Origin of the sequence: Bosea sp. NBC_00550 (assembly GCF_026020075.1) — a bacterium.
In the GTDB taxonomy this organism is placed as follows: domain Bacteria; phylum Pseudomonadota; class Alphaproteobacteria; order Rhizobiales; family Beijerinckiaceae; genus Allobosea.
Genome location: NZ_CP102773.1, coordinates 536,095 through 555,862 on the forward strand (window position 1 = coordinate 536,095; position 19,768 = coordinate 555,862).

Genomic DNA, 19,768 nt, shown 5'->3' on the forward strand with positions numbered 1-19,768 from the left:
ATACAGGCCAGCATGCAACGCCGCTTCGGCCCGAAAGTTCGCGCTCAGGGGTCGGTCATGCGCTCTCCGACAGGTGCTCGCGGAACTATTTCGGGCATGGCAACCAACATCAGGAGGAATGCGGCTGACGCGATGCCAGAGAGAACAGCAAAGGCGACGCTGTATCCGGCCCAAACCACGATAGATCCCGCTAAAGCATAACTCGACGCGCCGCCGATGCCTTGGATTGTGCCGATAAGTCCACGCGCCATATTATAGCGACCACTGCCTCGGACTGCACCGTAGAGAACAAGCGGCAGCAAAACGTCGAATAGCCCCGATCCAATCCCGTCGAGGATCTGGAAGCCGATCACCCAGTAGGGATCAGCGACAAAAGCAAACAAGATGCCGCGCAGCGGTACGGCGGCAAACGCGAGAAGAAGGAGCACCTTCCTGCCGACCGGATTGGACCGCATCACAAGGTAGGCCATCGGAATCGTCGTGAGTTGTGCCACCACGATCGCAGCTGAGGTCACTGCAGACTCGAAACCCTTGGCCTCCAGTGCGAGCTTCTGGCTTGCCAGAGCCAACATCGGCGCATTGGCGAAATGGAAGAGCGCCGTGCCGAGCGCGAGCAGCACAAAAGGCCGTTCGGTGAACAAATGCCGCCAGGCATAGGGTCGCGCTCGGCCGTCGTCGGTTTCGTCCAGGCCGCGAGCGAGTGCATGATCGATGCCGTGAGAGGGTATCGAAAGGACCGCGATCGTTGTCAGCATCGCGAACAGCGGAAGCATATAGAACACGCCGCGCTGACCGAAATAGGTGCCTACAATTCCGGCCGTCGCCGCGATGAAAAGATTGCCGAAACGGTCGAACGCAGCATTGCGCCCAAGCTGCGCAGCAATTTCCCGTGCCCCGAAGATGCCGAGCGTTATCGCTACGACCGTCGGTCCGAACACACCGCCCAGTAAAGCCATGCTGATATCGGCAACGAAGACCACCGCCAGGGTCGGGAAAGTCGCGATCGCCACTCCCATTAGCGCTAGCGCCCACGCACCCCCAACGATCAGGGCTCGTTTCGCTCGGGTGGCGTCAATGAACGCACCCAGGGGGGGATGAAATGCGATGCCAATCAGGCCGCTGGCCGTCAGCAGAGCACCGATCGTCCCTTGGTCCCAGCCAGCATCCGTCAACAGGAAGACATTTACATACGGCCCGAGCCCTCCTCTCAGGTCGGCCAGTAAGAAGTTTACCCAGTCCAGGCTCAGACGATAGGGCATCCGCTCCTCACGAGTCCGACATCAAATGTCGGGTTTATGAACCCACTCTTGGCGTGCTTGGTCGTGTCAGCATCCGAAGTTCTTGAGTGGTCACCGACAATCCCAAGATATGTTCGCACCTGCACGGGAGTACTTAATCGAAAGCTGCGGCTGGTGAATCCGCATCGGACCGGAGCCGCAGGGTTTTCGCATTCGCCAAGCTGGGCTCCGATATCACGCAATGCTCGCTAGGAGTGAGGCGGCAGCTCGATTGCCTAGCGTAAGATCGGCATGGCGGATGCAAGATCGTTGCGGATGGTGGTGGCAGCGACCCCCGCTTCGCCCATGGCATGGCTGATCTGATCCAGGCCAACTACGACGTCGCCGGCAGCATAAAGCCCCGAAACATCCGTCCTCTGGTGGGCATCGACCTTCACGCAACCCTCCTCGGTCAATGTTGCGCCTGCCGACGCCGCTAACTCCGAATGAACCTCCGACCCCAATGCGGGATAAATGGCATCGAACGTCATGAAATGTTCGCCGACCCAGAAGTGGATTCGGCTTGGGTCGAGAACAAAATCCTTAGGCCGCCCCCCGACGATCGTGACACCGATCGTCCTGACACGGTCCAAGTCCAGGTCGGTCAACTCTGATCTGTCGTCCAGAACCAGCGTGACACGATCGGTGAACGATCTCAAAAAGATGCACTCGCTTAACGCACGGGCATCGCGGCCAATGACGGCCACGTCCTGGTCCGTCACCTCGTAACCGTCGCACACGGGGCAGTACCGCAGTTGCCCGCGGCGCAGCGCATTTGCGTGAAGGTCTTCTGGGATCGCGGGACGCCTGTTAGTCACGCCCGTTGCGAGAAGGACGGATCGCGCGCTCACGAGGGAAGCGCCCACCTCAGCCTGAAAACCATCGTCGGCGGCCTGGAGTCGATCGATGTGAGTGTCGATGAAGCCGACCCCGTATTTCAGCGCCTGGACGCGCATGCGGCGCAGCAGATCCGTTCCGGAAATTCCCTTCGGAAAGCCCGCGTGGTTGCGTGTCAGGGGAATTTGCAGCGCTCGGCTGTTTCCGTCGTCGGCTACGATGATTTTGAGATGGAACCGAGCCAGATAGATCGCTGCCGTAAGCCCGGCAGGGCCTCCACCTATGATTAGGCAGTCGAGGTTTTCAGCCATCGCTCGCCTTTCACGATCGTCGGAGCTGTCCGTTATGCCGTGTTACTTCCGCACAAGGTCAAGCGCCGGTTTCGGCGTGGCGGGCTCCCACCGGCTTGGATTCGGGAGAACGCCGGTGGCGCAGAAAGATGGACAACACCACAAGGACCGCCGTCGATAGAAACTCCGATTGCCAATTCTGAAAGCATTCAAACCAGAGCTGTGAATCGCCGAGATAGTCCAGGGCCGATTGAGCTTCCCGGCCGTGATGAGCAGCCTGTTCGTTGGCCTTGACCATGCTGAACCGCCAGTGGAGGCCGAAAGAGGCGATGAAGAGAAGTGCCAGGGCGATGCCCAGGGAGCGTTCATAGAGCCAAGCAAGGATCGGATGGTGAGCACCCCACGCGACCTCGTCGTCTTCTCTCTCCGGGGCATCCGGATCGCGCGACTCCGCCGAACCACGTTGAAGCAGCATCGCCGTCAAGACGACATAGACCGCCATCTGGAGGAATTCGCTCTCCCAATTTTCAAATAGAGCGGACAGAAAATCGCCTCCGGATAGGTAGGCTGCGAAACGGATCGCGGCTTGGCCATGTTCAATGAGCTCTTGGTTTCGCGCCGAGTGGCCGGTGAGGGCCATGCCGACCAGAGAAAGAAGGAACATTGCAGATAGAGCCAGCGTGAGGCCGTTGTCGCGAATGAAATTCCGCATCTGCGCGCCGCCTCAGTATCCTTGATTGTCTCGGTGCAAGCCCGGTCGGGGGAAAACTCGCCCTGTAATTCGATGTTCCGCCTCGAGCGGCGGCCAGGGACGTTCTACAAACTCGGACTGAGGTGGGACTCGCGGCGTCACAACCTGACTTCGGTCGCGATCACGTCCGATACGCTGCCGGTCGAAGTAACTGACTAAAGGATATGTGGCGGGCGCGCTTTACAGCCAGTCGCCAGATATCGAAAACGCCTTTGAAGCTGCGCGGCGCATGCCGTTACGGTTTGGAAGCTATGTAATCCTCAACTCCGAAGCCGCAGAGAAGCATCGTTGCGTCGCCCTCCTCTCTCGGCCGGCTCTAGAGAGCTTGCTAGACAGATCTCGCTTCAACTGTTGAGCGTTTTGGGGCGCCTCGACGCGCCCGACGAATGAAATGAAGGCGGCCGTCGCGGCGCCTCGTTTCAGCAAGATGCTGATCGATCTTCGCTTTTAGATCCGGGTAGCTTTCGATACGGTTGGATTAGCCGTGAGCATTGTTTTGGCCTTCTTTTTCCATCGCTTGCGCATCGCAAAACCATTCGAGCAGCCTATCTTCCTTGGACGTCAGATCGGGCTCCTTTGTTGGCTGCGGCGGCCCCAAGGACGAAGGGTTCCGGTTTCGTGGGAACCTCTCAATCATTTGCCTAGTTTAGCGAGTCGCTTCGCATCCGGCAGGAGGCACTGATGCAAAAAGAACCTAAAACCCTGGGCTCCCCGTCCCTCGATACGCTCAAGGACGGATGCTACGCAGTAAAGCAGGTCCTGAAGTCCCTGCCCAAGGTGGGCCAGGCCCCCACCTCACCCAAAGCGACACGGCTTTCGAGACCCATCGCGAGGAAACTGAAGCTCATGTTGAACGCCTTACTGAGGTTCTCGAGCTCGTCGGCAAGGCGCCGCGCGGAAACACCTGCGACGCCATCCTCGGCATTATCGAGGATGGCAAGAGCATCATGGAGGGCTTCTGGGACAACCCGGCCCTGGACGTCGGCCTGGTCGACACAGCGCAAGGCCGTCGAGTACTACGAGATGGCGTAAGCCCTAGGCTCAACGACCTCACGACTGGGGCGGTACTTTTTTTCGAGGCTGCAATGACCGATTATTCTCACTTGGTAACGCAGAACAACAAGTGCTCGCCTTTCACCCGAATGGCTCAGGCCATATCGAGCTGGACGGGTAAGCCGATCACCTTTTTCGCCGCCGTTGGCATTATCCTCATCTGGGCTATTTCTGGGCCGTTCTTTGGTTTCAACGACACCTGGCAGCTCGTCATCAATACTTCAACGACCATCATTACTTTCTTGATGGTCTTCATTATTCAGAACAGCCAGAACCGTGACACCGCCGCGATGCAAATCAAACTTGACGAGCTGATAATCCGGCTGAAGGGAGCGCGGGAAGAGCTTCTTGATCTTGAAGAGCTGGATGAAGGGGATTTGACGCAGATCCGGAAGGATTTCGCAGCGCGAGCGCAGAAAGCAAGGGATAAAGCCGACAGAGAAGAATGAACGGGTAAACCGACAGGTTTCCGATGAGGTTCAGAACGAGCTGGTTCCACGATTTCGCGACTGGTTGCGCACGATTTGCAGGCCGCCCCGCTATGCTGCTCATCGCGGTGGCACTCTCGCTGATAGGCTTCGGGGCGTTTTTCTCGGGTAGCGACCATCTATTAGGCGGCGCTAGTTTAGCAATCAGTACGATTACATTGTTGCTGTTGCCCATCCTTCAAGCCACACAGAACCGCGATGGAGCTGCACTTCACGCAAAAATCGACGAGTTAATTAAAGCTCACGACCACGCACGGAATGCGCTCATCGGCATTGAGGAGGGTACTGACGTAGAGATCGAGCGGATACGCCAGGATGAGCAAAAGACTGCGCAGTTGGAAAGTGGGGAACCGCAGTGAGCGGTCCGTTAGTGCATTTCAATAAGGCGGTGCCCCAAGCCCTCCATCGACTGGGACGACTGGGGCGCGCTCCAGAGGAGTCAAGCGGAAGGCCAATGGCGAGCGTCGCTCGAAATGTCAGGCTTTGCGACTGAACGAGGCCACCGTTATAGCGCCCTAACAGAGGGCAAACTTGGTTCGGCTAACACTACGCTCGCTGGAGCAACGGAGCGACTTGCAACGGATAACTGTAGAAGCGATCCACGATCTCATCGCCTTGTTATCAATTGGCTTGGACGGCGCCGAGATGTGGGTAGGGCGCTCATTCAGTCGCGATTGCCGATGATTAGGAGTGCATCACAACCGAGCTTGGGCACAAATATCGGTACAGCGCTCTCCAAACGAATGAGCTGCTCACGTCCATCGATATCTGATGCAAAGGGTTCCTTGGTCGGGACGCAGTCGCTCAACCCGGCCGGATACGAATAATCCCAGTGCTCGAAACCTCCAGCAAGAGCGACTTCACCAGTAATAGTGCGGGTGGTAATAACCCCGGTTCCACCCGTAATAGCGCGGACGGTAATAGACGGGTCGGGCATAGTAGTGGCGTGGGCCATAATAGGCCGGATATCCATATCCGTAGCCATAGGCGAGATATCCGTAGCCATAGGCCGGGCGAGCCGCCGATGCGATTAGCCCCCCGAGCAAAGCGCCGCCGACGATCCCGGCGGCGACGGCCCCGCCGTTCCCGCCATGATTATAGTAGCCCCAGCCTGCACGCCGATAATACGCTCCGGCTGTTCCCACACTGCCCAAGACGATCAAACCGGCAGTGGCGAGCGTTGCGAGTTTCCTCATCACACCCTCCTATTCTCGCTGCGAAGGTCGGAAAGCAACTCCCGAAATAATACACTGACTGCCCCGACGCGAGTAAACGCAGACCATTGTTGTTGAGTTCCGACCTTTAGAGCCACAGGCACCACGATGACGATGCTGAGAGCAAGGATGCCACCGCCGACCATTCATTCGGCCGAGCCAGGCGGGCCACCGGCGTACGCGTCGACCCCGTTGACGGCGCGCCAACTAATGTTCTGTGCCACGCGTCCGACGCTTTGCCGGATAGCGCGACCGAATCCGTTGGGATGCGCTAGCGGGTCATAAAAGCCGCCCGTCATAACTCAATCGTGGGAACCAGCCGTCGTGAGAATCGATGGCTTTCGCTGAAGGCCGTTGCTTTTCGCTTCGCTCCAGTCGATCCGCAGTGACGGGAATTTTGTTTGCGCAATTGCCCGATGGCTGGGGGACGCAGCGGAAAGAATCCGCTGCGTCCCCGGAAAAGGATTAAATATCTGCCGGGCGCGGACCGATGCGCTCGCCATGCGCGACGCGCTCGGGTGCCTTGTGGACCATGGTATAGGCGTAGTCGACGCCCATGCCGTAGGCGCCGGAATGTTCTTTCACGATGGCCATGACGGCGTCATAGGTCTCGCGATGGGCCCAGTCGCGCTGCCATTCCAGGAGCACCTGCTGCCAGGTCACCGGTACGACGCCGGCCTGGACCATCCGGTCCATAGCGTATCTATGCGCATCGCCGGAGGTACCGCCGGAGGCGTCCGCAACCATATAAATCTCGTAGGCGCCTTCCAACATGGCGCAGAGCGCGAAGGTGGTGTTGCAGACCTCGGTCCACAGGCCGGAGACAACGACTTTCTTGCGGTTGTTAGCGGCGAGCGCATCGCGCACGTTCTGGTCGTCCCATGAGTTCATCGAGGTGCGCTCGAGGATCTTGTTCTGGGGGAACACGGCCAGCAGCTCGGGATAGGTGTGCCCGGAGAAGCTGGTCGTTTCGACCGTGGTGATTGTCGTTGGGATGTTGAACGTCTTCGCCGCCTTGGCGAGGCCCACGACGTTGTTCTTCAACACCTGCCGGTCGATCGACTGCACGCCGAACGCCATCTGCGGCTGCTGGTCGATGAAGATCATTTGGCAGTTCTTCGGGGTCAGGACTTCCAGGTACTTGGACATGTTGCTCTCCTCTAGGTGAACGTGTGGACGGCCTGACGATGCGTAGCAGAATGGGTCAGTTACCCTGCTCGCCCTGCAGCGCAGCTTGCAGATCCGCGGTGGGAATTGTCGCTCTGATGCGCATGGCGGCTGCGAATCGCGCCTGCACATGAGGATCGGCGAAATAGGAATAGTCCGGGTTCTGCTGCAGCTGCGCGTAAGGCGGCGGCTCCGGCAGGGCCGCCGTTTTTTGCCCGGGTCTTCGCCTCGTGCCGAGGCCAGCCAGAGGCCTGCCAGGGAAGCGATCGCGCGCCGCCATTCACGCCTTGGCTCCCTCCCCCGCGCCTGCAAGGCCAGGCAGCGGATGGATATGCAGGAAGTGTCGCACGACCGGCCCCTCCTTCCCGACATGGAAGCGCCTGACCTCGCTTTGCACATCGGCATCGGACTTGGACACCCGGCGGTGCTGGCGAAGATGCTCGGCCCAAGACGAGACCATGAACCATTCGACCAGCCCCTCCGGATCTGCCGTGTCCTCGGTGATGCCCCAGCCGTAAGCGCCGTCGCGACGCCGCTCGACCGAGAGCGCGTTGATCGCGCGTAGGAACACCTCGCGATCGGCCGCCGGCACGCGGTACTCTATCAGGATCAGGACAGGTCCGCGGTCGTTGGCGACCTCGGCGGCGACGAGCGGCTCTGGCCAGTGGTTGGAGGGCGCGAGGTCGGCTTCGCCGGCCGGCAGCTTGATCCGCTGCATAATCAGGCCGGTCACAAGCAGTGCGGCTGCTCCAATCAACAGCGTGACGCGGATGCCGGCGGCTTCCGCCACCGCACCCCATCCAAGGGTGCCCGCGGTCATCGCGCCATTGAACACAGTGAGATAGACTGCAAGCGCGCGGCCGCGCACCCAGTTCGGTAGGATCGCCTGGGCGACGCCGTTGAGCGTCGTCAGCGCCACGATCCAGGCGGCGCCGAGCAGCAGAAGGACGACGATCGCGAGCCATTGCGGCGGCGCGAGCGTTAGCACGGCCATGACCGCCGCAGTCAAGACGGCCGAGAACAGCAGAAGCCTTTCGGCATCGAGGCCGGCGCGCAGACGTGGTAGCAGGATAGCGCCGCCGATTGCACCCGCGCCGACCGCGCCGAGCAGCACGCCGTAGAAGCCAGCCCCGCCACCGAGTAGGTTGCGCGCGACCAGCGGCAGCAGTGCCCAGACGGCGCTGGCGCAGCCGAAGAAGATCGCCGCACGCAGCAGCACGACGTGCAGCTCGCGGCTCGCCCGGGCATAGCGGAGGCCGGCCCGGAAGGCACCGGCGAACTGCTCGCTTAGCGCATCGTCGGCGCCTATAGGGCGGCGCCACCAGAAAAGCGCGCCGATGACAATGACGTAGCTCAGCACGTCGGCGCCGTAGGTCACGCCGGCGCCGAAGGCGGCGAGGATCAGCCCGCCCAGCGCCGGGCCGATGGCGCGCGAGATGTTGATGCCGAGCGAATTCAGCGCCACCGCGCTCTTGAGATCGGCCTTGCCGACAAGCTCAGGCACAATCGCCTGCCAGGTCGGCGCCATCAACGCCGCGCCGACGCCGCCGACGAAAGTCAGGCCGACCAGGGCCGGCACGCTGAGCTGGCCCAGGCTCGCCAACGCCATCAGCGACAGGCTGACGCAGCCGAGCAGGAGCTGGACCGCGATCAGGAACCTGCGGCGGTCGAGGATGTCCGAGAGCACGCCGGCGGGGATGGCGAGCAGGAAGACCGGGAGCGTCGCCGCCGCCTGAACGAGCGCCACTGCGGCCGGCGCACCGGAGAGGTCCGTCACTAGCCAGGCGCTGGCGACATCGCGCATGAAGGAGCCGATATTGCCAATGATGGTCGCCGCCCAGAGCACGGCGAAGACGGTTTGGCGCAGCGGCGCGAAGCCGGACGGAGGTGCCGGCGTCGTGGAAGTATTCACTACGTGTCTCCCTTGCGCCGCGATCGGTCGTCGAGCGCGACCACGATGAAGCCGCCGACCAAGCCGAGATGTTCGAAGAAGCCATTCATCGCCATCGCCCTTCCCTGGCCGGCCGACATCTCCCAGAAGCGAATGGCGATGAAGGTCGCGGCCAGCGTGAACCCGGCGAGCGCCAGCGCAGCCAGCCAGCGCCAGCGTCCGATCAGGATCAGAGCAGTCATCGCAAGCTCGAAGACAATGATGCCGACGGCGAAGAGCGGTGCCGGCGTTAAGCCGAAATGGGTCATCTCGGCTAGCGCACCCTCAAAATCGAGGATCTTGGTCACTGGCCCCTGGATATAGGCGGCACAGAGCAACAGCAGCGCGAACCAGCGCAAGGCGCCGGCCGGCGGAGAGGCGCCGTTCCTGGCCATGTCACACCGCCCAGCAGGCGCAGCCGAGCGCTCCCCAGAAGGAACGATAGTCGGAGGCCGGCAGCGCGCTCGACCAGGCGCCGGCATGGTCGTGGCCATGGACGTTGCAGGCGCTGGCACAGCGGCAATTGGTCATGGCGGCGCGGCGCAACGAGTTCTTGCCGGCGCCATCGGGCTCGCCCCAGGCGGCGTATCCTTTGAAGGTTCGGACCGGTGACCAGTCGGGCATCGCCGGTGGGGGGGCGCTCTCTTCGAAGGAAGCGAAATCGCGGGCGCCATAGACGACCTTGCCACCGACCACCGTAAGATCCGCGGAGATATGCGCGATCTCGTCCTCCGGACAGGCGAAGAAATCGCGATCGGGCACGATCAGATCAGCAAACTGGCCGACCGCGATCTGGCCTTTCTTACCCTCCTCATTGGAGAACCAGGTGACCTTCTCGGTCATCATCCTGAGCGCCGTCTCGCGATCGAGGCAATTGCGCTGCGGCGTGACGCGCAAGCCGCCGACGGTCTTGCCCGTGGCGAGCCAGGCGAGCGCGACCCAAGGGTTATAGGAGGCGACGCGGGTGGCGTCGGTGCCCGCGGAAGTCTTGATACCCTTTTCTATCATGCGCGCCACCGGCGGGGTCGCCTCGGCCGCCTTCGCGCCGTAGCGTTCTACGAAATACTCGCCCTGATAGGCCATGCGGTGCTGCACCGCGACGCCGCCGCCGAGAGCGGCGATGCGGTCGATCGAGCGCTCCGAAATCGTCTCGGCATGGTCGAAGAACCAGTTCAGCCCCTTGAGGGGAATGTCCTTGTCGACCTTCTCGAAGACATCAAGGGCGCGCGAAATTGTTTCGTCATAGGTCGCGTGCAGGCGCCAGGGCCAACGGTTCTCGGCGAGGATGCGCACGACGCCTTCTAGATCGCCCTCCATCTCAGGGGGCATATCGGGCCGAGGCTCGCGGAAATCCTCGAAGTCGGCAGCGGAGAAGACAAGCATCTCGCCCGCGCCGTTATGACGGAAATAATCGTCGCCTTGCTTGTACTTGGAGGTCTTCGTCCAGTTAAGAAAGTCCTCCTTCTCCTGCGTTGGCTTCTGCGTGAATAGGTTGTAGGCGAGGCGGATGGTGATTTGGTTGTCGTCGGCGAGCTTCTGGATGACGGCGTAGTCGTCTGGGTAGTTCTGGAAACCGCCACCGGCGTCGATCGCACCGGTGACGCCGAGCCGGTTGAGCTCGCGCATGAAATGCCGGGTCGAGTTGACTTGATACTCGAAAGGCAACTTCGGCCCCTTGGCGAGCGTCGCATAGAGGATGCCGGCATTGGGCCGAGCCAGCAGCAGGCCCGTCGGATTGCCATTGGCGTCGCGGGTGACCTCGCCGCCGGGCGGGTTCGGCGTGTCCTTGGTATAGCCGACCGCCCGCAGCGCAGCACCGTTAAGTAGAGCGCGGTCATAAAGATGTAAGATGAAGACCGGAGTGTCGGGTGCGACGGCGTTCAGCTCCGCGATTGTCGGTAGGCGCTTCTCGGCGAACTGGTGCTCGGTGAAGCCGCCGACGACGCGCACCCATTGAGGCGGCGGCGTGACCGCCACTTGGCGCTTCAGCATGTTCATAGCATCGGCCAGCGTCCGCACGCCGTCCCAGCGAAGCTCCATGTTGAAGTTAAGCCCCCCTCGGATGATGTGGAGATGATTGTCGATCAGGCCTGGCAATGCGCAACGACCCTTGAGGTCGATCACCTTTGTGTTGGAGCCAGCATGAACCATGACTTCTGGCTCGCTGCCGACACTGAGGAAAACTCCGTCCTTCACCGCTACGGCGCTTGCGGTCGGGTTGCCAGGATCCAGCGTCGTAAAGCGGCCGCTGCGGAGAATGAGATCGGCGGTCATCGGGCGGGCTCCTTGGCCAGGGGATTGGGGGCCGGCCGCTTGGGCGACGGCGCTTCCGAATAGGCCCGAGAAGGCCCCGGCAGCGGCGCCGAAGGTGGTTTGGCGGCGGGTCGGGATCATCGGTCGCTCCATTCTTGACTTTTATCGCCGGAAGTTGGCGACGGCGGCGAGCCGAAGAGGTGCTCGCCGCATTCCCGCCGCAGCCATCCAGGGGTCAGCCCCTGCCCCGAAGCGAGGCGCTTTGCGATTGGCGCGATCTGCTCTCCGGCCAGGATACCAAGCAGGCCGACGAGCGCGACCACGGGCGGCGCGGGCGATCGGACGTTCAGCAAGCCGTAGACGACGCCTACCAGGAGGCCGGCTCCAAGCGAGACCAGATAGGGCTTCATCATGCCTTCCTGTCGAGTTGAACGGCAACGGTCGGCGACCGGCCGCTGCGCGGGGCCTCAGGCTTCGATGAAGGCCAAAAGGTCGGCGTTCAGCATATTCGTGTTCACGGTCAGCATGCCGTGACCATAACCGGGATAGGTCTTCAGCGTGCGGTGCATCAAATGCTTGATCGACTCGCACGCGGCGCCGATCGGCGCGATCTGATCGTTCTCGCTATGCAGAACGAGCGTCGGCACACCTATCGCCTTCAGATCCGCGGTTTGATCGGTTTCGGAGAAGGCCTTGAGGCCTTCGCAATAGGCCTTGGCGCTGCCCATCATGCCTTGGCGCCACGCCCTGGTCGACCTCCGGAGATCCAAGGCTCGGCGACTGCGAAGGCATCCGCGGTATAGTGATCCATGTCGTGCCCTTCGGGGACCTTGGGGGGAACGGCCGTGCCCGCGCCGGTCATGTGCGACAACACGATACCCGTTGGAGAGGAAGAAGAGCATCTGCCCATCCCGGTTGTCCGACGATAGTGGCCAGCCATGATGGAACACGATTGGCTGGGAGTCCCTCGGACCCCAGTCATTGTAGAAAATCTCGACGCCGTCCTTCGTCGTGACGAATCGCATGAAAGCTCCTTGAACGATCCTGTAGGGCCCGCGCGATCGGCCAGAAAAGAGTGAGTCTTCCGCGCTAAGAGCGCCACTCGAATTGGCTTGTAGGTAGGTGGCCTTGCATGCCCAAGGGCCGATGTTAAAAACCGAGGCGATCCAAACTCGGGCGGAACTTAGGCGGCGTTTCGGGCAAAAGCCATTAGTTACCTGAGAGATACTAGCGACCAGAGCAAATCGCATGAACCGATCGAAAGAGAACGCAGAAGAACATTGCGTTGCCGATAGCTTCCTGAAGTTCTTCTCGCAGGAATGGATGAGCCACATCGTATTCTCATTGGCGCGCCGCGGGCCGTTGCGTTTCGGAGCCTTGAGACGGCAGCTCCCGCCGCTTATTTCGGCGCGGGTTCTGTCTGCCCGGCTGAAGGCCCTCGAGGCTGCAGGCTACGTTGAACGCCGCGATCTCAGCGGCCGGGTGCTTCATATCGAGTACTCTCTCACAGCTTCCGGGCGCGCCGTTGACGCCGCGCTCTCCAGGAGCGAGCAGCTTCTGTCCGACGATGCGCGCTAGTTCTGCGTCGCAGCGCGGCGACTTGATCAATCAATCTCAGGGCTGTGTCGATCGTCGCGGGTGATCGTTTCAGCGATCCTAGATATCGCGGCGCCAGGCAACGGGAGACACCCCTTCCCGCCGGCGCAAACATCGATGAAGCCGTCTGTGGGACTGCCCGGACGCGAGTATGGATTGTCACTACCAAGACGACCGCGGGCCCCCGCAGGCGGCGGCACTTATCGATCCATCGGACACGCTGGTCCTTCTGCTCGACCATCAGTTGGTGCTGTTCCAAACGGTCAACGATATCCCCGTTGCCGACCTCCGTCGCAATGTTGAGATGATCGCTCGGCTGTGCGCGCTCCTGAACATTCCGGTGATCACGACCGCCTTAGAAGAACAGCCGGCACCAACGGCCCATTTTATGCCGGAGCTTCATAAGCTCGCCCCTTACGGCCGTCTGCGTCGGCGAAAGGGGAAGGTGAACGCTGGGATAATGACGACCTCGTGGCTCAAGTTAAGCCGACCGGCTGAAAATCCCTTATCATGACCGGTGTCTGGACCAGGGTCTGCGTAACGTTCCCCGCTCTCGACATTCATCTCCATCGTCTGAGCGCTATGACGCCATGGAAAGCTTTCGTCGGCGGACCCGCCCGAGCCTCTCACCCAGCTCGATGCGCCTCTCGCGGCCGGGGCAGTGAAGTCACAAAACGGAAAGCCTGCGCCTCGCTTTTGAGTGAGCAATTCGATCTGACCGAGACGCGCATCGTCGCTGTTTGCGAAAACGGCACCGCCGGGGCTTGACATAGATCCAGATTTGGCGATTTTAATATAATACAATGTATTCATATAGAAGACGCAATGGCTGTTCGCTCTCTTTCGACTACGCTCAAGACGCTCGCGGTCTGCGACATCATCGCCGCGTCACCGAAGCCCATGAGGCTGCCCGACGTCGTCAAGGCGACAGGCGACCAGCGCGCCGCGGTCTATCAGCGGCTGCGTACGCTGGTGGATGCAGGCTTCCTCGAGCAGACGCCCGACGGGGCGTTCCGCCTGGCGCTGCGCTTCCAGTTCTACGCCGTGCGCGCGCTTGAGCAGGCCAATCTCGGAGAGCGGACGACGGAACTACTTCAAGAGATCGTCGCGGAGAGCGGCGAGACGGCGACCATCTCCGTGCTCGACGGCTATCACGCGGTCATCATCAACCGGGTGGAGTCACGCCAGGTGCTGCGTGCCGATCTGCGGGTCGGCGCGCGCATGGCGCTGGGAGCCAGCGCCTCGGGTTCGGTGTTCGTCGCCTTCGGCTCGCAGGAGATGCGGGAGCGCCTACGTGAACAGGGCATCACGCTTCCAGACGATGCCGCGCTGGGAGAGGTCCGCGAACGAGGCTTTGCCGTATTCGCCCCAACCGACCCGCAATTTGTCGCAGCGGTGGCCGCGCCGGTCTTCGACGCCGCCGGCCAATGCATTGCAGTCATCGCGATCTCCGGTCCGACCACGCGCTTCGACCACGCAACCTGCGCGCCGATTGCGGTCGCTGCCGCTCGACGTTTCAGCGCTCAATTCGGGAATACATGACTTGAATGCCCTGTCGTTCTCCCACGCCTCCGAATCCGGTCCCTGGCAGCCGCAGGCCCTGATGCGGTCGCCCGCCACGCTGATGCGGCCGGAGATGTTGGCTGCGATCCAGCCCTCGCGGATCAGTGCCTCGCGGACCCTGATGGCACGCGCCTCCGATCAGCGATGGCAGATCACCTGCGAGGATTTCGCCATCGACGAGCGCGGTCGCGGCACGGCGCGCTATAGCATCGAGGCCAATGGGTGGCATTTTACCTTCCCTATCCTCTCGTTCGAGCCCTGTGGCCGCGAACGCACCGGCCGCATCATCGGCCGGTCCTGGGACATGATGGGCGGGCTCATCGAAGGCAAACTCTCGCCGGCCGGGATCGAACAGCTCCGTCAAGAACTGCCGAAGCTCTATGAGGGCCGCGCCACCCCGAAAACCTTGACGTGGGCGCGCTCGAACCGGTCGGGACGGCTGTTTGATCTCGCCGTGGACCACCTCGCATTCGGGCGACAGCCACCGATCGCCGAGCTTGGCCGCACCTGCTACTTCATGCGCAATACCGGCATCGACGGCAACGGCACCTTCGGCACCAAATCTTTCCTGGCGTTCGCGCCTGACCACCCGCTGCGCGCCTCGCTGCAGGCGCAGATGCTCACCGCCTATATGATGCGCGTCTTTGCTGGCGATCTCGTCCAGCATTTCGCACGGATGAAAGGCGGTGCGGCGGCAGTGGCGATGCAGCCGGAACTGCGCCGCTTCCTCGGCGTCGGCAACGGCTCGGCCTTGGGGTTGATGTTCTTCGTCAACAACCACCCGCGCCTGATCGACCGGTGGCTGACGGTTCATGAGGAAGCCATAGCCCATGGCAGGCTGGTACGCGTCGGAACAGATGCGGCACCGCTCGTCCAATTGGCGGCCCTGCTCGACAAGGCGATCCTCGCACGACGCCAGGATCGCGCCGAATACGAAGCCTTCGCGCCCAGCAGCACCGTTGCCGACGATCTCGCGATCATCCGGCGCGAACTCGATCTCCTGATCGGCCGCGTCCGTGCCGGCAGCGCTGACCCGACGCCTCTGGTCGAATTCACGGCTTCGCTCGACGGCCGGGTCCATCCCGAGGCCCATGAGACACTGCTTTCGCTTGTCATCGAACTCGTACCGGATATCGCCGACGGCCTGGCGCAAACTCTTGTGATCGACGAGGAACTCGCCGGTCGACCAGAGATGTCGATCGCTCGCCTGCGCGACATCGTCCAGGCCGATTATGGCTGGGCCTTCGATCTCGATCTCGTCTCCGAGCGCTCGCAGCGCTATGTCTGGTACAAGTCGCGCACGGCCGAGGAGCCGCGGCGCGGACCGCGCGAGGAAATCGGCGACGCGCACAATCTCGGCCTCGACCTGCCACGCCTCGTGGTGGCGCTCGATCGTGATCTTGCCGCAGCTGATCCGCGCCTCAGCGTAGCGCGCTTCCTGATGGCGCATCCCCTCCACCGCCAGGTCGTCACCCGCATTCAGGCGCTCGCCGGCTTGCCCTATCACTCGCCGCATGCCGACATTATGGCCGAGGACTTCGTTCCGGCCCATATCACCCGGCTGCTGAATGTCGGCATCCACGGCATCGACAAAGCCCGCGACTTCTTGAACCGCAATTTACGCGGCGTGATCTTTCACGGCGCCCCGATGCCGGAGGATCTCGCCTCCGGCAGCGCCGATCCCCATTGGTTCTATCCGCCGGAGCCCCGGGCATGATGCCGTCCGACACGCTGATCCTGTCCGTGCGCGAGCTCCGGCTCATTCTTGAGCGGCTGGTCCAGGCGGCCGGCACTCCCGGTGGGCTGCTGCACTCCGTGCGCGATTGCGCCTTCTACTCGGCCGTGCTGCCGGGGCCGGGTCTGGCCGGCATCGCGCAGCAGATCGAGCATCTGCGGGCGAGCCGCATCGCCCCGCTCGACGATGTCGGTTCCGGCGAAACGCTGACGATCGACTGCGTCGGCCAGCATGCCTGGACTGTCGCCGAGACGCTGCTCGATCTCGCTGCCGAGCGCTTCCGGCTGACCGGCAAGGGCGCAGTTCTCGCGCTCAACCTCACGGAGGCCGCCGAATTGCGGGTCGTCTGCGGGCTTGCCGAACGTTTCGGCCTGACGGCCGACATCGAGCCGAAGGGGGACGGTGTCCAGATCTCAGTCGCGGCCCGGCCCTCAGCGAAGCGCAGCACCATCGATATGGTGCGTCGCGACGGCTTTGCCGCCGCCGCTTCGAGCTGGTGGCCGCTGTACCACGCCTCGCACGATGCGCTGATGCCCGATTCCTTCGAGAGCCGCCGCCATGCCGGCACTGTGCGCGTCGAGGCGGACGGACGGGTCATCGGCCGCAATGACGAGGATGAGACCGATCTCTCGATGCTGACCGCCGACCCCTCCCGGCTTCATGCCACTCCTGTTTCCTCCGCTTCGTAAAGGCGCTCTCCGATGCTGATAGACGGCTTGCAATGCGGTTTGTTCGACCGCGGCGTATTCGAGGATCTCAAGGCCGGCGGATTCAGTTGCGTCACGCCGACGCTTGGCTTCTGGGAAGGCGCGATCGAGTCATTTGATTCCGTCGCGAAGTGGCGCGACCTTGCGCGCGCCAACGCCGATCTGATGACTATTGTGCGGACGACCGACGACATCCTCGCAGCCGATCGCGACGGCAAGGTCGCGATGCTGCTGGGCTACCAGAACACCAATCTACTCGATGGCCGCATCCGCTATGTCGAGCTCTTCGCCGATCTCGGCGTCAAGGTCCTGCAGCTCACCTACAACAACCAGAACGAGCTTGGCTCGAGCTGCTACGAGACGGTAGATCCTGGCCTCGCCCGCTTTGGCCGCGAGGTCGTCCGGGAAATGAACCAGTGCGGCATGCTGATCGACCTCTCGCATGTCGGCGACCAGACCACGCTCGATACAATCGAGTGGTCGCAAAAGCCGGTCTCGATCACCCACGCCAACCCGGCCTCCGTCTTTCCGCACAAGCGCAACAAGAGCGATGCGATCATCAAGGCGCTAGCGGAAAAGGGCGGCGTCATTGGCTGCGCCGCCTATCGCAACATCACGCCTGAACCGGCCTGCGACAGCGTCGATGCCTGGGCGCGGATGGTGGCGCAGACCGTCGACATAGCCGGCATCGACCATGTCGCCCTTGGCACCGATTTCAGCCATCACTCCAGCCAGGCCTATCTCGATTGGATGCGCTCGGGCCGTTGGACCCGCTCGGTCCAGTACGGCGCGGGCTCGGCAGCCAAGGCCGGCCCCAGCGAGAAGCCAGCTTGGCTGAAGAAAATAAGCGGCCTGGCCGACGTCGCACCGGCACTGGAGCGGGTCGGTTTCAATGCGGCCGAGGTCGAGAAGCTCACCTCCGGCAACTGGCTACGTCTCTATCGCGCAACGATCGGTTGAGAGGACAGTATCATGGTTAGGAAAGTGATGGCTCGACCGCAGACCACGCGCCGCAACCTGCTATCGATGCTGGGGGGCGGCCTCGTCGCGATTCCCTTTATCAAGCGGGCTCGCGCCGCCGAGACGCTCTACATCAATACCTGGGGCGGTCCTTGGGAAGAAGCAGCGCGCGCGATACTCTTCACCCCGTTCACGGCGGAGACCGGCATTGAGATCCGCACGATCGCACCGGTTTCGTTCGCCAAACTCGCCGCGCAAGCCCGCACCGGCGTCTATGAATTCGACGTGACGACACTTGGCGTCGCTGAGCTCGGCCGCGCCAACCACGCCAAGCTGATCGACACCTATGACGAGAGCAAGATCCCTACCTCGTCGCTCTGGCCCGGGGCGGTGACGCTGAACGGCGTCAACTCGCATGCCTTCGCCAACATCATCGCCTATCGCCGCGACAAGATGCCCAATGGCGGTCCGAAGAGTTGGAAGGAGTTCTGGGACACCACCAGATTTCCGGGTTCGCGCAGCTTGCAGAACTACCCTGCCCGCGTGCTCGCCTTTGCGCTGATGGCGGACGGTGTCGAGCCTGCGAAGCTGTTTCCATATGATCTCGACCGCGCCTTCAAATCACTCGACAGGATCAAGAAAGAGGTCCGCGTCTGGTGGAGCCAGAGCCCGCAATCCCAGCAATTGCTGCGTGATGGCGAGGTCGAGTTGATCGGTATGTGGAACACCAGCGCGCAGGCGATGGTCGATCAGAAGCAGCCGGTCGAACTCGTGTTCGATCAGGCCGTGATCGATGTCGCGACTTGGGTGGTCGCGCGCGGCTCCCCACGGGCCAAGAATGCCTGGCGCTTCATCGAGTTCGCCGTCGGTCCTGAGCGGCTGGCGCAGTTCGCGCAGAAGAACAATTACGGCCCGATGAACCCCATCTCGTTCAAATATCTGTCACCCGAAGTCATCCGCCACATGCCGACCTCGCCGGAGAACCTGTCGAGATCCGTCATCCTCGATGCCGAGAAGCTGTTGCCGCAGCTCGACGTCATGGCCAAGCGCTTCGAACAATGGCTGTCGACTTGACCCTGCCGGTCGCAGCGCAAGGAGGCTCTTGGAGCGCGTCCGGATGGGGCAGAGCCCTGATCCGGCCGCCGTTCCTGCTCTATGCGCCAGCTACCCTGTTCCTGGCCGTGTTCTTCCTCGCGCCACTGGGCCTGGTCGTCTGGATAAGCGTGAGCGAGCCTACGTTAGGCCTCGACAATTACGCCGAATTCTTCGCCTCGAAATACGATCTCAGCGTCCTTGCGCGAACTTTCCAGACGGCGCTGATCGTCACGGTCACCAGCCTCATCTTCGCCTATCCCGTGGCCTATGTCGCAGCCCGGAAGGGCGGGGCGGTCGCAGCCTTTTTGCTCGGTGTCGTGGCGCTGAGCTTCTGGACGAGCTTTCTCGTCCGCACCTACGCGTGGATGGTAATCCTGGGCGCGCGCGGGCCGGTCGTCGGAGTCCTCGTGGCGCTCGGCGTCACCCCACCGCCGCGCCTGCTCTTCACCACCTTCGCCGCGACCTTCGCTATGGCCCATATGCTGGTGCCGTTCATGGTGCTGGCGCTCTATGCCGTGATGAAGCGTATCGACGAGGTCTATATGCGCGCCGCAGCCAGCCTCGGCGCCCGGCCGCTCAGGGCCTTTTTGACCGTCTATCTGCCGCAGAGCCTGCCCGGCGTGCTCAATGGCGCTACCCTGGTCTTCATCACCTGCCTCGGCTTCTATGTGACGCCGACGCTGATCGGAAGCCCGCAGGACAAGATGATCGCCGGTCGCATCGGCCAGCAAATCGAGCAATTGCTCGAATTTGGCGCGGCCTCGGCGACTTCGATGGTCCTGCTCGCCGCCGCGGTCGCTCTCTTCGTGATCTACGACCGCCTATTCGGCATCGAAAAGATGTGGAGGTGAG

20 protein-coding genes and 2 pseudogenes are annotated in these 19,768 nt (G+C 62.1%); 11 read left to right on the plus strand and 11 right to left on the minus strand.

Annotation, left to right across the window (positions count from 1 at the left end):
* Positions 1 to 44 precede the first annotated feature (44 nt).
* The 3 genes from NWE53_RS29580 to NWE53_RS29590 all read right to left on the minus strand — a co-directional run bounded on the left by NWE53_RS29580 (position 45) and on the right by NWE53_RS29590 (position 3,116).
* Positions 45 to 1,259 carry an MFS transporter gene (locus NWE53_RS29580; protein ID WP_265055270.1) on the minus strand — a complete coding sequence of 405 codons (1,215 nt, stop codon included), beginning with the start codon at positions 1,257 to 1,259 and terminating at the stop codon, positions 45 to 47.
* 254 nt (positions 1,260 to 1,513) lie between these two features.
* On the minus strand, positions 1,514 to 2,425 hold the full coding sequence (locus NWE53_RS29585; RefSeq protein WP_265055271.1) for an NAD(P)/FAD-dependent oxidoreductase: 912 nt from the start codon (positions 2,423 to 2,425) through the stop codon (positions 1,514 to 1,516).
* A 58-nt stretch (positions 2,426 to 2,483) separates the two neighbouring features.
* A complete protein-coding gene (locus tag NWE53_RS29590) occupies positions 2,484 to 3,116 on the minus strand; it encodes a DUF6766 family protein (RefSeq protein ID WP_265055272.1) in 633 nt (210 codons plus the stop codon).
* Between the two features lie 776 nt (positions 3,117 to 3,892).
* On the opposite strand from NWE53_RS29590, the pseudogene NWE53_RS29595 reads away from it, so the two are divergent.
* The 3 genes and pseudogenes from NWE53_RS29595 to NWE53_RS29605 all read left to right on the plus strand — a co-directional run.
* A pseudogene (locus NWE53_RS29595) lies at positions 3,893 to 4,099 on the plus strand (DUF892 family protein); the annotation flags it as partial.
* A gap of 141 nt (positions 4,100 to 4,240) precedes the next feature.
* A complete protein-coding gene (locus tag NWE53_RS29600; protein WP_442865104.1) occupies positions 4,241 to 4,657 on the plus strand; it encodes a low affinity iron permease family protein in 417 nt (138 codons plus the stop codon).
* A gap of 23 nt (positions 4,658 to 4,680) precedes the next feature.
* Positions 4,681 to 5,055 carry a low affinity iron permease family protein gene (locus NWE53_RS29605; RefSeq protein WP_265055273.1) on the plus strand — a complete coding sequence of 125 codons (375 nt, stop codon included), beginning with the start codon at positions 4,681 to 4,683 and terminating at the stop codon, positions 5,053 to 5,055.
* Positions 5,056 to 5,556: 501 nt separating this feature from the next.
* Here NWE53_RS29605 and NWE53_RS29610 read toward each other — a convergent pair.
* The 8 genes and pseudogenes from NWE53_RS29610 to NWE53_RS29645 all read right to left on the minus strand — a co-directional run bounded on the left by NWE53_RS29610 (position 5,557) and on the right by NWE53_RS29645 (position 12,285).
* Positions 5,557 to 5,892 (minus strand): hypothetical protein, encoded by a 336-nt coding sequence (locus NWE53_RS29610; protein ID WP_265055274.1) that lies wholly within the window; start codon positions 5,890 to 5,892, stop codon positions 5,557 to 5,559.
* A 483-nt stretch (positions 5,893 to 6,375) separates the two neighbouring features.
* Positions 6,376 to 7,059, minus strand: a complete 684-nt coding sequence (locus NWE53_RS29615) for a hydrolase (protein ID WP_265055275.1) — start codon at positions 7,057 to 7,059, stop codon at positions 6,376 to 6,378.
* A gap of 55 nt (positions 7,060 to 7,114) precedes the next feature.
* Complete coding sequence (locus NWE53_RS29620; protein ID WP_265055276.1) at positions 7,115 to 7,357, minus strand: hypothetical protein; 243 nt, start codon at positions 7,355 to 7,357, stop codon at positions 7,115 to 7,117.
* A complete protein-coding gene (locus NWE53_RS29625; RefSeq protein ID WP_265055277.1) occupies positions 7,358 to 8,989 on the minus strand; it encodes an MFS transporter in 1,632 nt (543 codons plus the stop codon).
* Positions 8,989 to 9,402, minus strand: coding sequence for a DoxX family protein (locus tag NWE53_RS29630; RefSeq protein WP_265055278.1), 414 nt, complete (start codon positions 9,400 to 9,402; stop codon positions 8,989 to 8,991). The genes NWE53_RS29625 and NWE53_RS29630 overlap by 1 nt, the downstream gene beginning before the upstream one ends.
* Before the next feature lies 1 nt (position 9,403).
* The gene (locus tag NWE53_RS29635; RefSeq protein ID WP_442865105.1) at positions 9,404 to 11,398 is read right to left on the minus strand and encodes an amidohydrolase; all 1,995 of its coding nucleotides are present in this window, start codon (positions 11,396 to 11,398) and stop codon (positions 9,404 to 9,406) included.
* The gene (locus NWE53_RS29640; RefSeq protein WP_265055280.1) at positions 11,398 to 11,670 is read right to left on the minus strand and encodes a XapX domain-containing protein; all 273 of its coding nucleotides are present in this window, start codon (positions 11,668 to 11,670) and stop codon (positions 11,398 to 11,400) included. The genes NWE53_RS29635 and NWE53_RS29640 overlap by 1 nt, the downstream gene beginning before the upstream one ends.
* Positions 11,671 to 11,727: 57 nt before the next feature.
* Positions 11,728 to 12,285, minus strand: a pseudogene (locus tag NWE53_RS29645) (alpha/beta fold hydrolase).
* Between the two features lie 223 nt (positions 12,286 to 12,508).
* On the opposite strand from NWE53_RS29645, the gene NWE53_RS29650 reads away from it, so the two are divergent.
* From NWE53_RS29650 to NWE53_RS29685, 8 genes are all read left to right on the plus strand, one after another.
* On the plus strand, positions 12,509 to 12,838 hold the full coding sequence (locus NWE53_RS29650; RefSeq protein WP_265055281.1) for a winged helix-turn-helix transcriptional regulator: 330 nt from the start codon (positions 12,509 to 12,511) through the stop codon (positions 12,836 to 12,838).
* A 169-nt stretch (positions 12,839 to 13,007) separates the two neighbouring features.
* Positions 13,008 to 13,370, plus strand: coding sequence for a hypothetical protein (locus tag NWE53_RS29655; protein ID WP_320109591.1), 363 nt, complete (start codon positions 13,008 to 13,010; stop codon positions 13,368 to 13,370).
* 311 nt (positions 13,371 to 13,681) lie between these two features.
* Entirely contained in the window at positions 13,682 to 14,398 is a 717-nt protein-coding gene (locus NWE53_RS29660) for an IclR family transcriptional regulator (protein WP_265055282.1), read from the plus strand.
* A 61-nt stretch (positions 14,399 to 14,459) separates the two neighbouring features.
* Entirely contained in the window at positions 14,460 to 16,136 is a 1,677-nt protein-coding gene (locus tag NWE53_RS29665; protein WP_265055571.1) for a hypothetical protein, read from the plus strand.
* Positions 16,133 to 16,843: a hypothetical protein gene (locus NWE53_RS29670; RefSeq protein WP_265055283.1), complete on the plus strand. Its 711-nt coding sequence runs from the start codon at positions 16,133 to 16,135 to the stop codon at positions 16,841 to 16,843. The genes NWE53_RS29665 and NWE53_RS29670 overlap by 4 nt, the downstream gene beginning before the upstream one ends.
* 12 nt (positions 16,844 to 16,855) lie before the next feature.
* Entirely contained in the window at positions 16,856 to 17,821 is a 966-nt protein-coding gene (locus NWE53_RS29675) for a dipeptidase (RefSeq protein ID WP_265055284.1), read from the plus strand.
* Between the two features lie 12 nt (positions 17,822 to 17,833).
* Entirely contained in the window at positions 17,834 to 18,895 is a 1,062-nt protein-coding gene (locus NWE53_RS29680) for an ABC transporter substrate-binding protein (protein ID WP_265055285.1), read from the plus strand.
* The gene (locus NWE53_RS29685; RefSeq protein WP_265055286.1) at positions 18,880 to 19,767 is read left to right on the plus strand and encodes an ABC transporter permease; all 888 of its coding nucleotides are present in this window, start codon (positions 18,880 to 18,882) and stop codon (positions 19,765 to 19,767) included. Before NWE53_RS29680 ends, NWE53_RS29685 begins: the two co-directional genes overlap by 16 nt.
* Position 19,768: the final 1 nt, after the last annotated feature.

Coding starts and splice junctions, on each gene's coding strand:
- NWE53_RS29620 (WP_265055276.1), bottom strand. CDS start 7,357: ATGGCGGCGCGCGATCGCTTCCCTGGCAGGCCTCTGGCTGGCCTCGGC.
- NWE53_RS29590 (WP_265055272.1), bottom strand. CDS start 3,116: ATGCGGAATTTCATTCGCGACAACGGCCTCACGCTGGCTCTATCTGCA.
- NWE53_RS29605 (WP_265055273.1), top strand. CDS start 4,681: ATGAGGTTCAGAACGAGCTGGTTCCACGATTTCGCGACTGGTTGCGCA.
- NWE53_RS29630 (WP_265055278.1), bottom strand. CDS start 9,402: ATGGCCAGGAACGGCGCCTCTCCGCCGGCCGGCGCCTTGCGCTGGTTC.
- NWE53_RS29665 (WP_265055571.1), top strand. CDS start 14,460: ATGCGGTCGCCCGCCACGCTGATGCGGCCGGAGATGTTGGCTGCGATC.
- NWE53_RS29585 (WP_265055271.1), bottom strand. CDS start 2,425: ATGGCTGAAAACCTCGACTGCCTAATCATAGGTGGAGGCCCTGCCGGG.
- NWE53_RS29580 (WP_265055270.1), bottom strand. CDS start 1,259: ATGCCCTATCGTCTGAGCCTGGACTGGGTAAACTTCTTACTGGCCGAC.
- NWE53_RS29610 (WP_265055274.1), bottom strand. CDS start 5,892: ATGAGGAAACTCGCAACGCTCGCCACTGCCGGTTTGATCGTCTTGGGC.
- NWE53_RS29640 (WP_265055280.1), bottom strand. CDS start 11,670: ATGAAGCCCTATCTGGTCTCGCTTGGAGCCGGCCTCCTGGTAGGCGTC.
- NWE53_RS29660 (WP_265055282.1), top strand. CDS start 13,682: ATGGCTGTTCGCTCTCTTTCGACTACGCTCAAGACGCTCGCGGTCTGC.
- NWE53_RS29615 (WP_265055275.1), bottom strand. CDS start 7,059: ATGTCCAAGTACCTGGAAGTCCTGACCCCGAAGAACTGCCAAATGATC.
- NWE53_RS29650 (WP_265055281.1), top strand. CDS start 12,509: ATGAACCGATCGAAAGAGAACGCAGAAGAACATTGCGTTGCCGATAGC.
- NWE53_RS29685 (WP_265055286.1), top strand. CDS start 18,880: ATGGCTGTCGACTTGACCCTGCCGGTCGCAGCGCAAGGAGGCTCTTGG.
- NWE53_RS29655 (WP_320109591.1), top strand. CDS start 13,008: ATGGATTGTCACTACCAAGACGACCGCGGGCCCCCGCAGGCGGCGGCA.
- NWE53_RS29675 (WP_265055284.1), top strand. CDS start 16,856: ATGCTGATAGACGGCTTGCAATGCGGTTTGTTCGACCGCGGCGTATTC.
- NWE53_RS29600 (WP_442865104.1), top strand. CDS start 4,241: ATGACCGATTATTCTCACTTGGTAACGCAGAACAACAAGTGCTCGCCT.
- NWE53_RS29670 (WP_265055283.1), top strand. CDS start 16,133: ATGATGCCGTCCGACACGCTGATCCTGTCCGTGCGCGAGCTCCGGCTC.
- NWE53_RS29680 (WP_265055285.1), top strand. CDS start 17,834: ATGGTTAGGAAAGTGATGGCTCGACCGCAGACCACGCGCCGCAACCTG.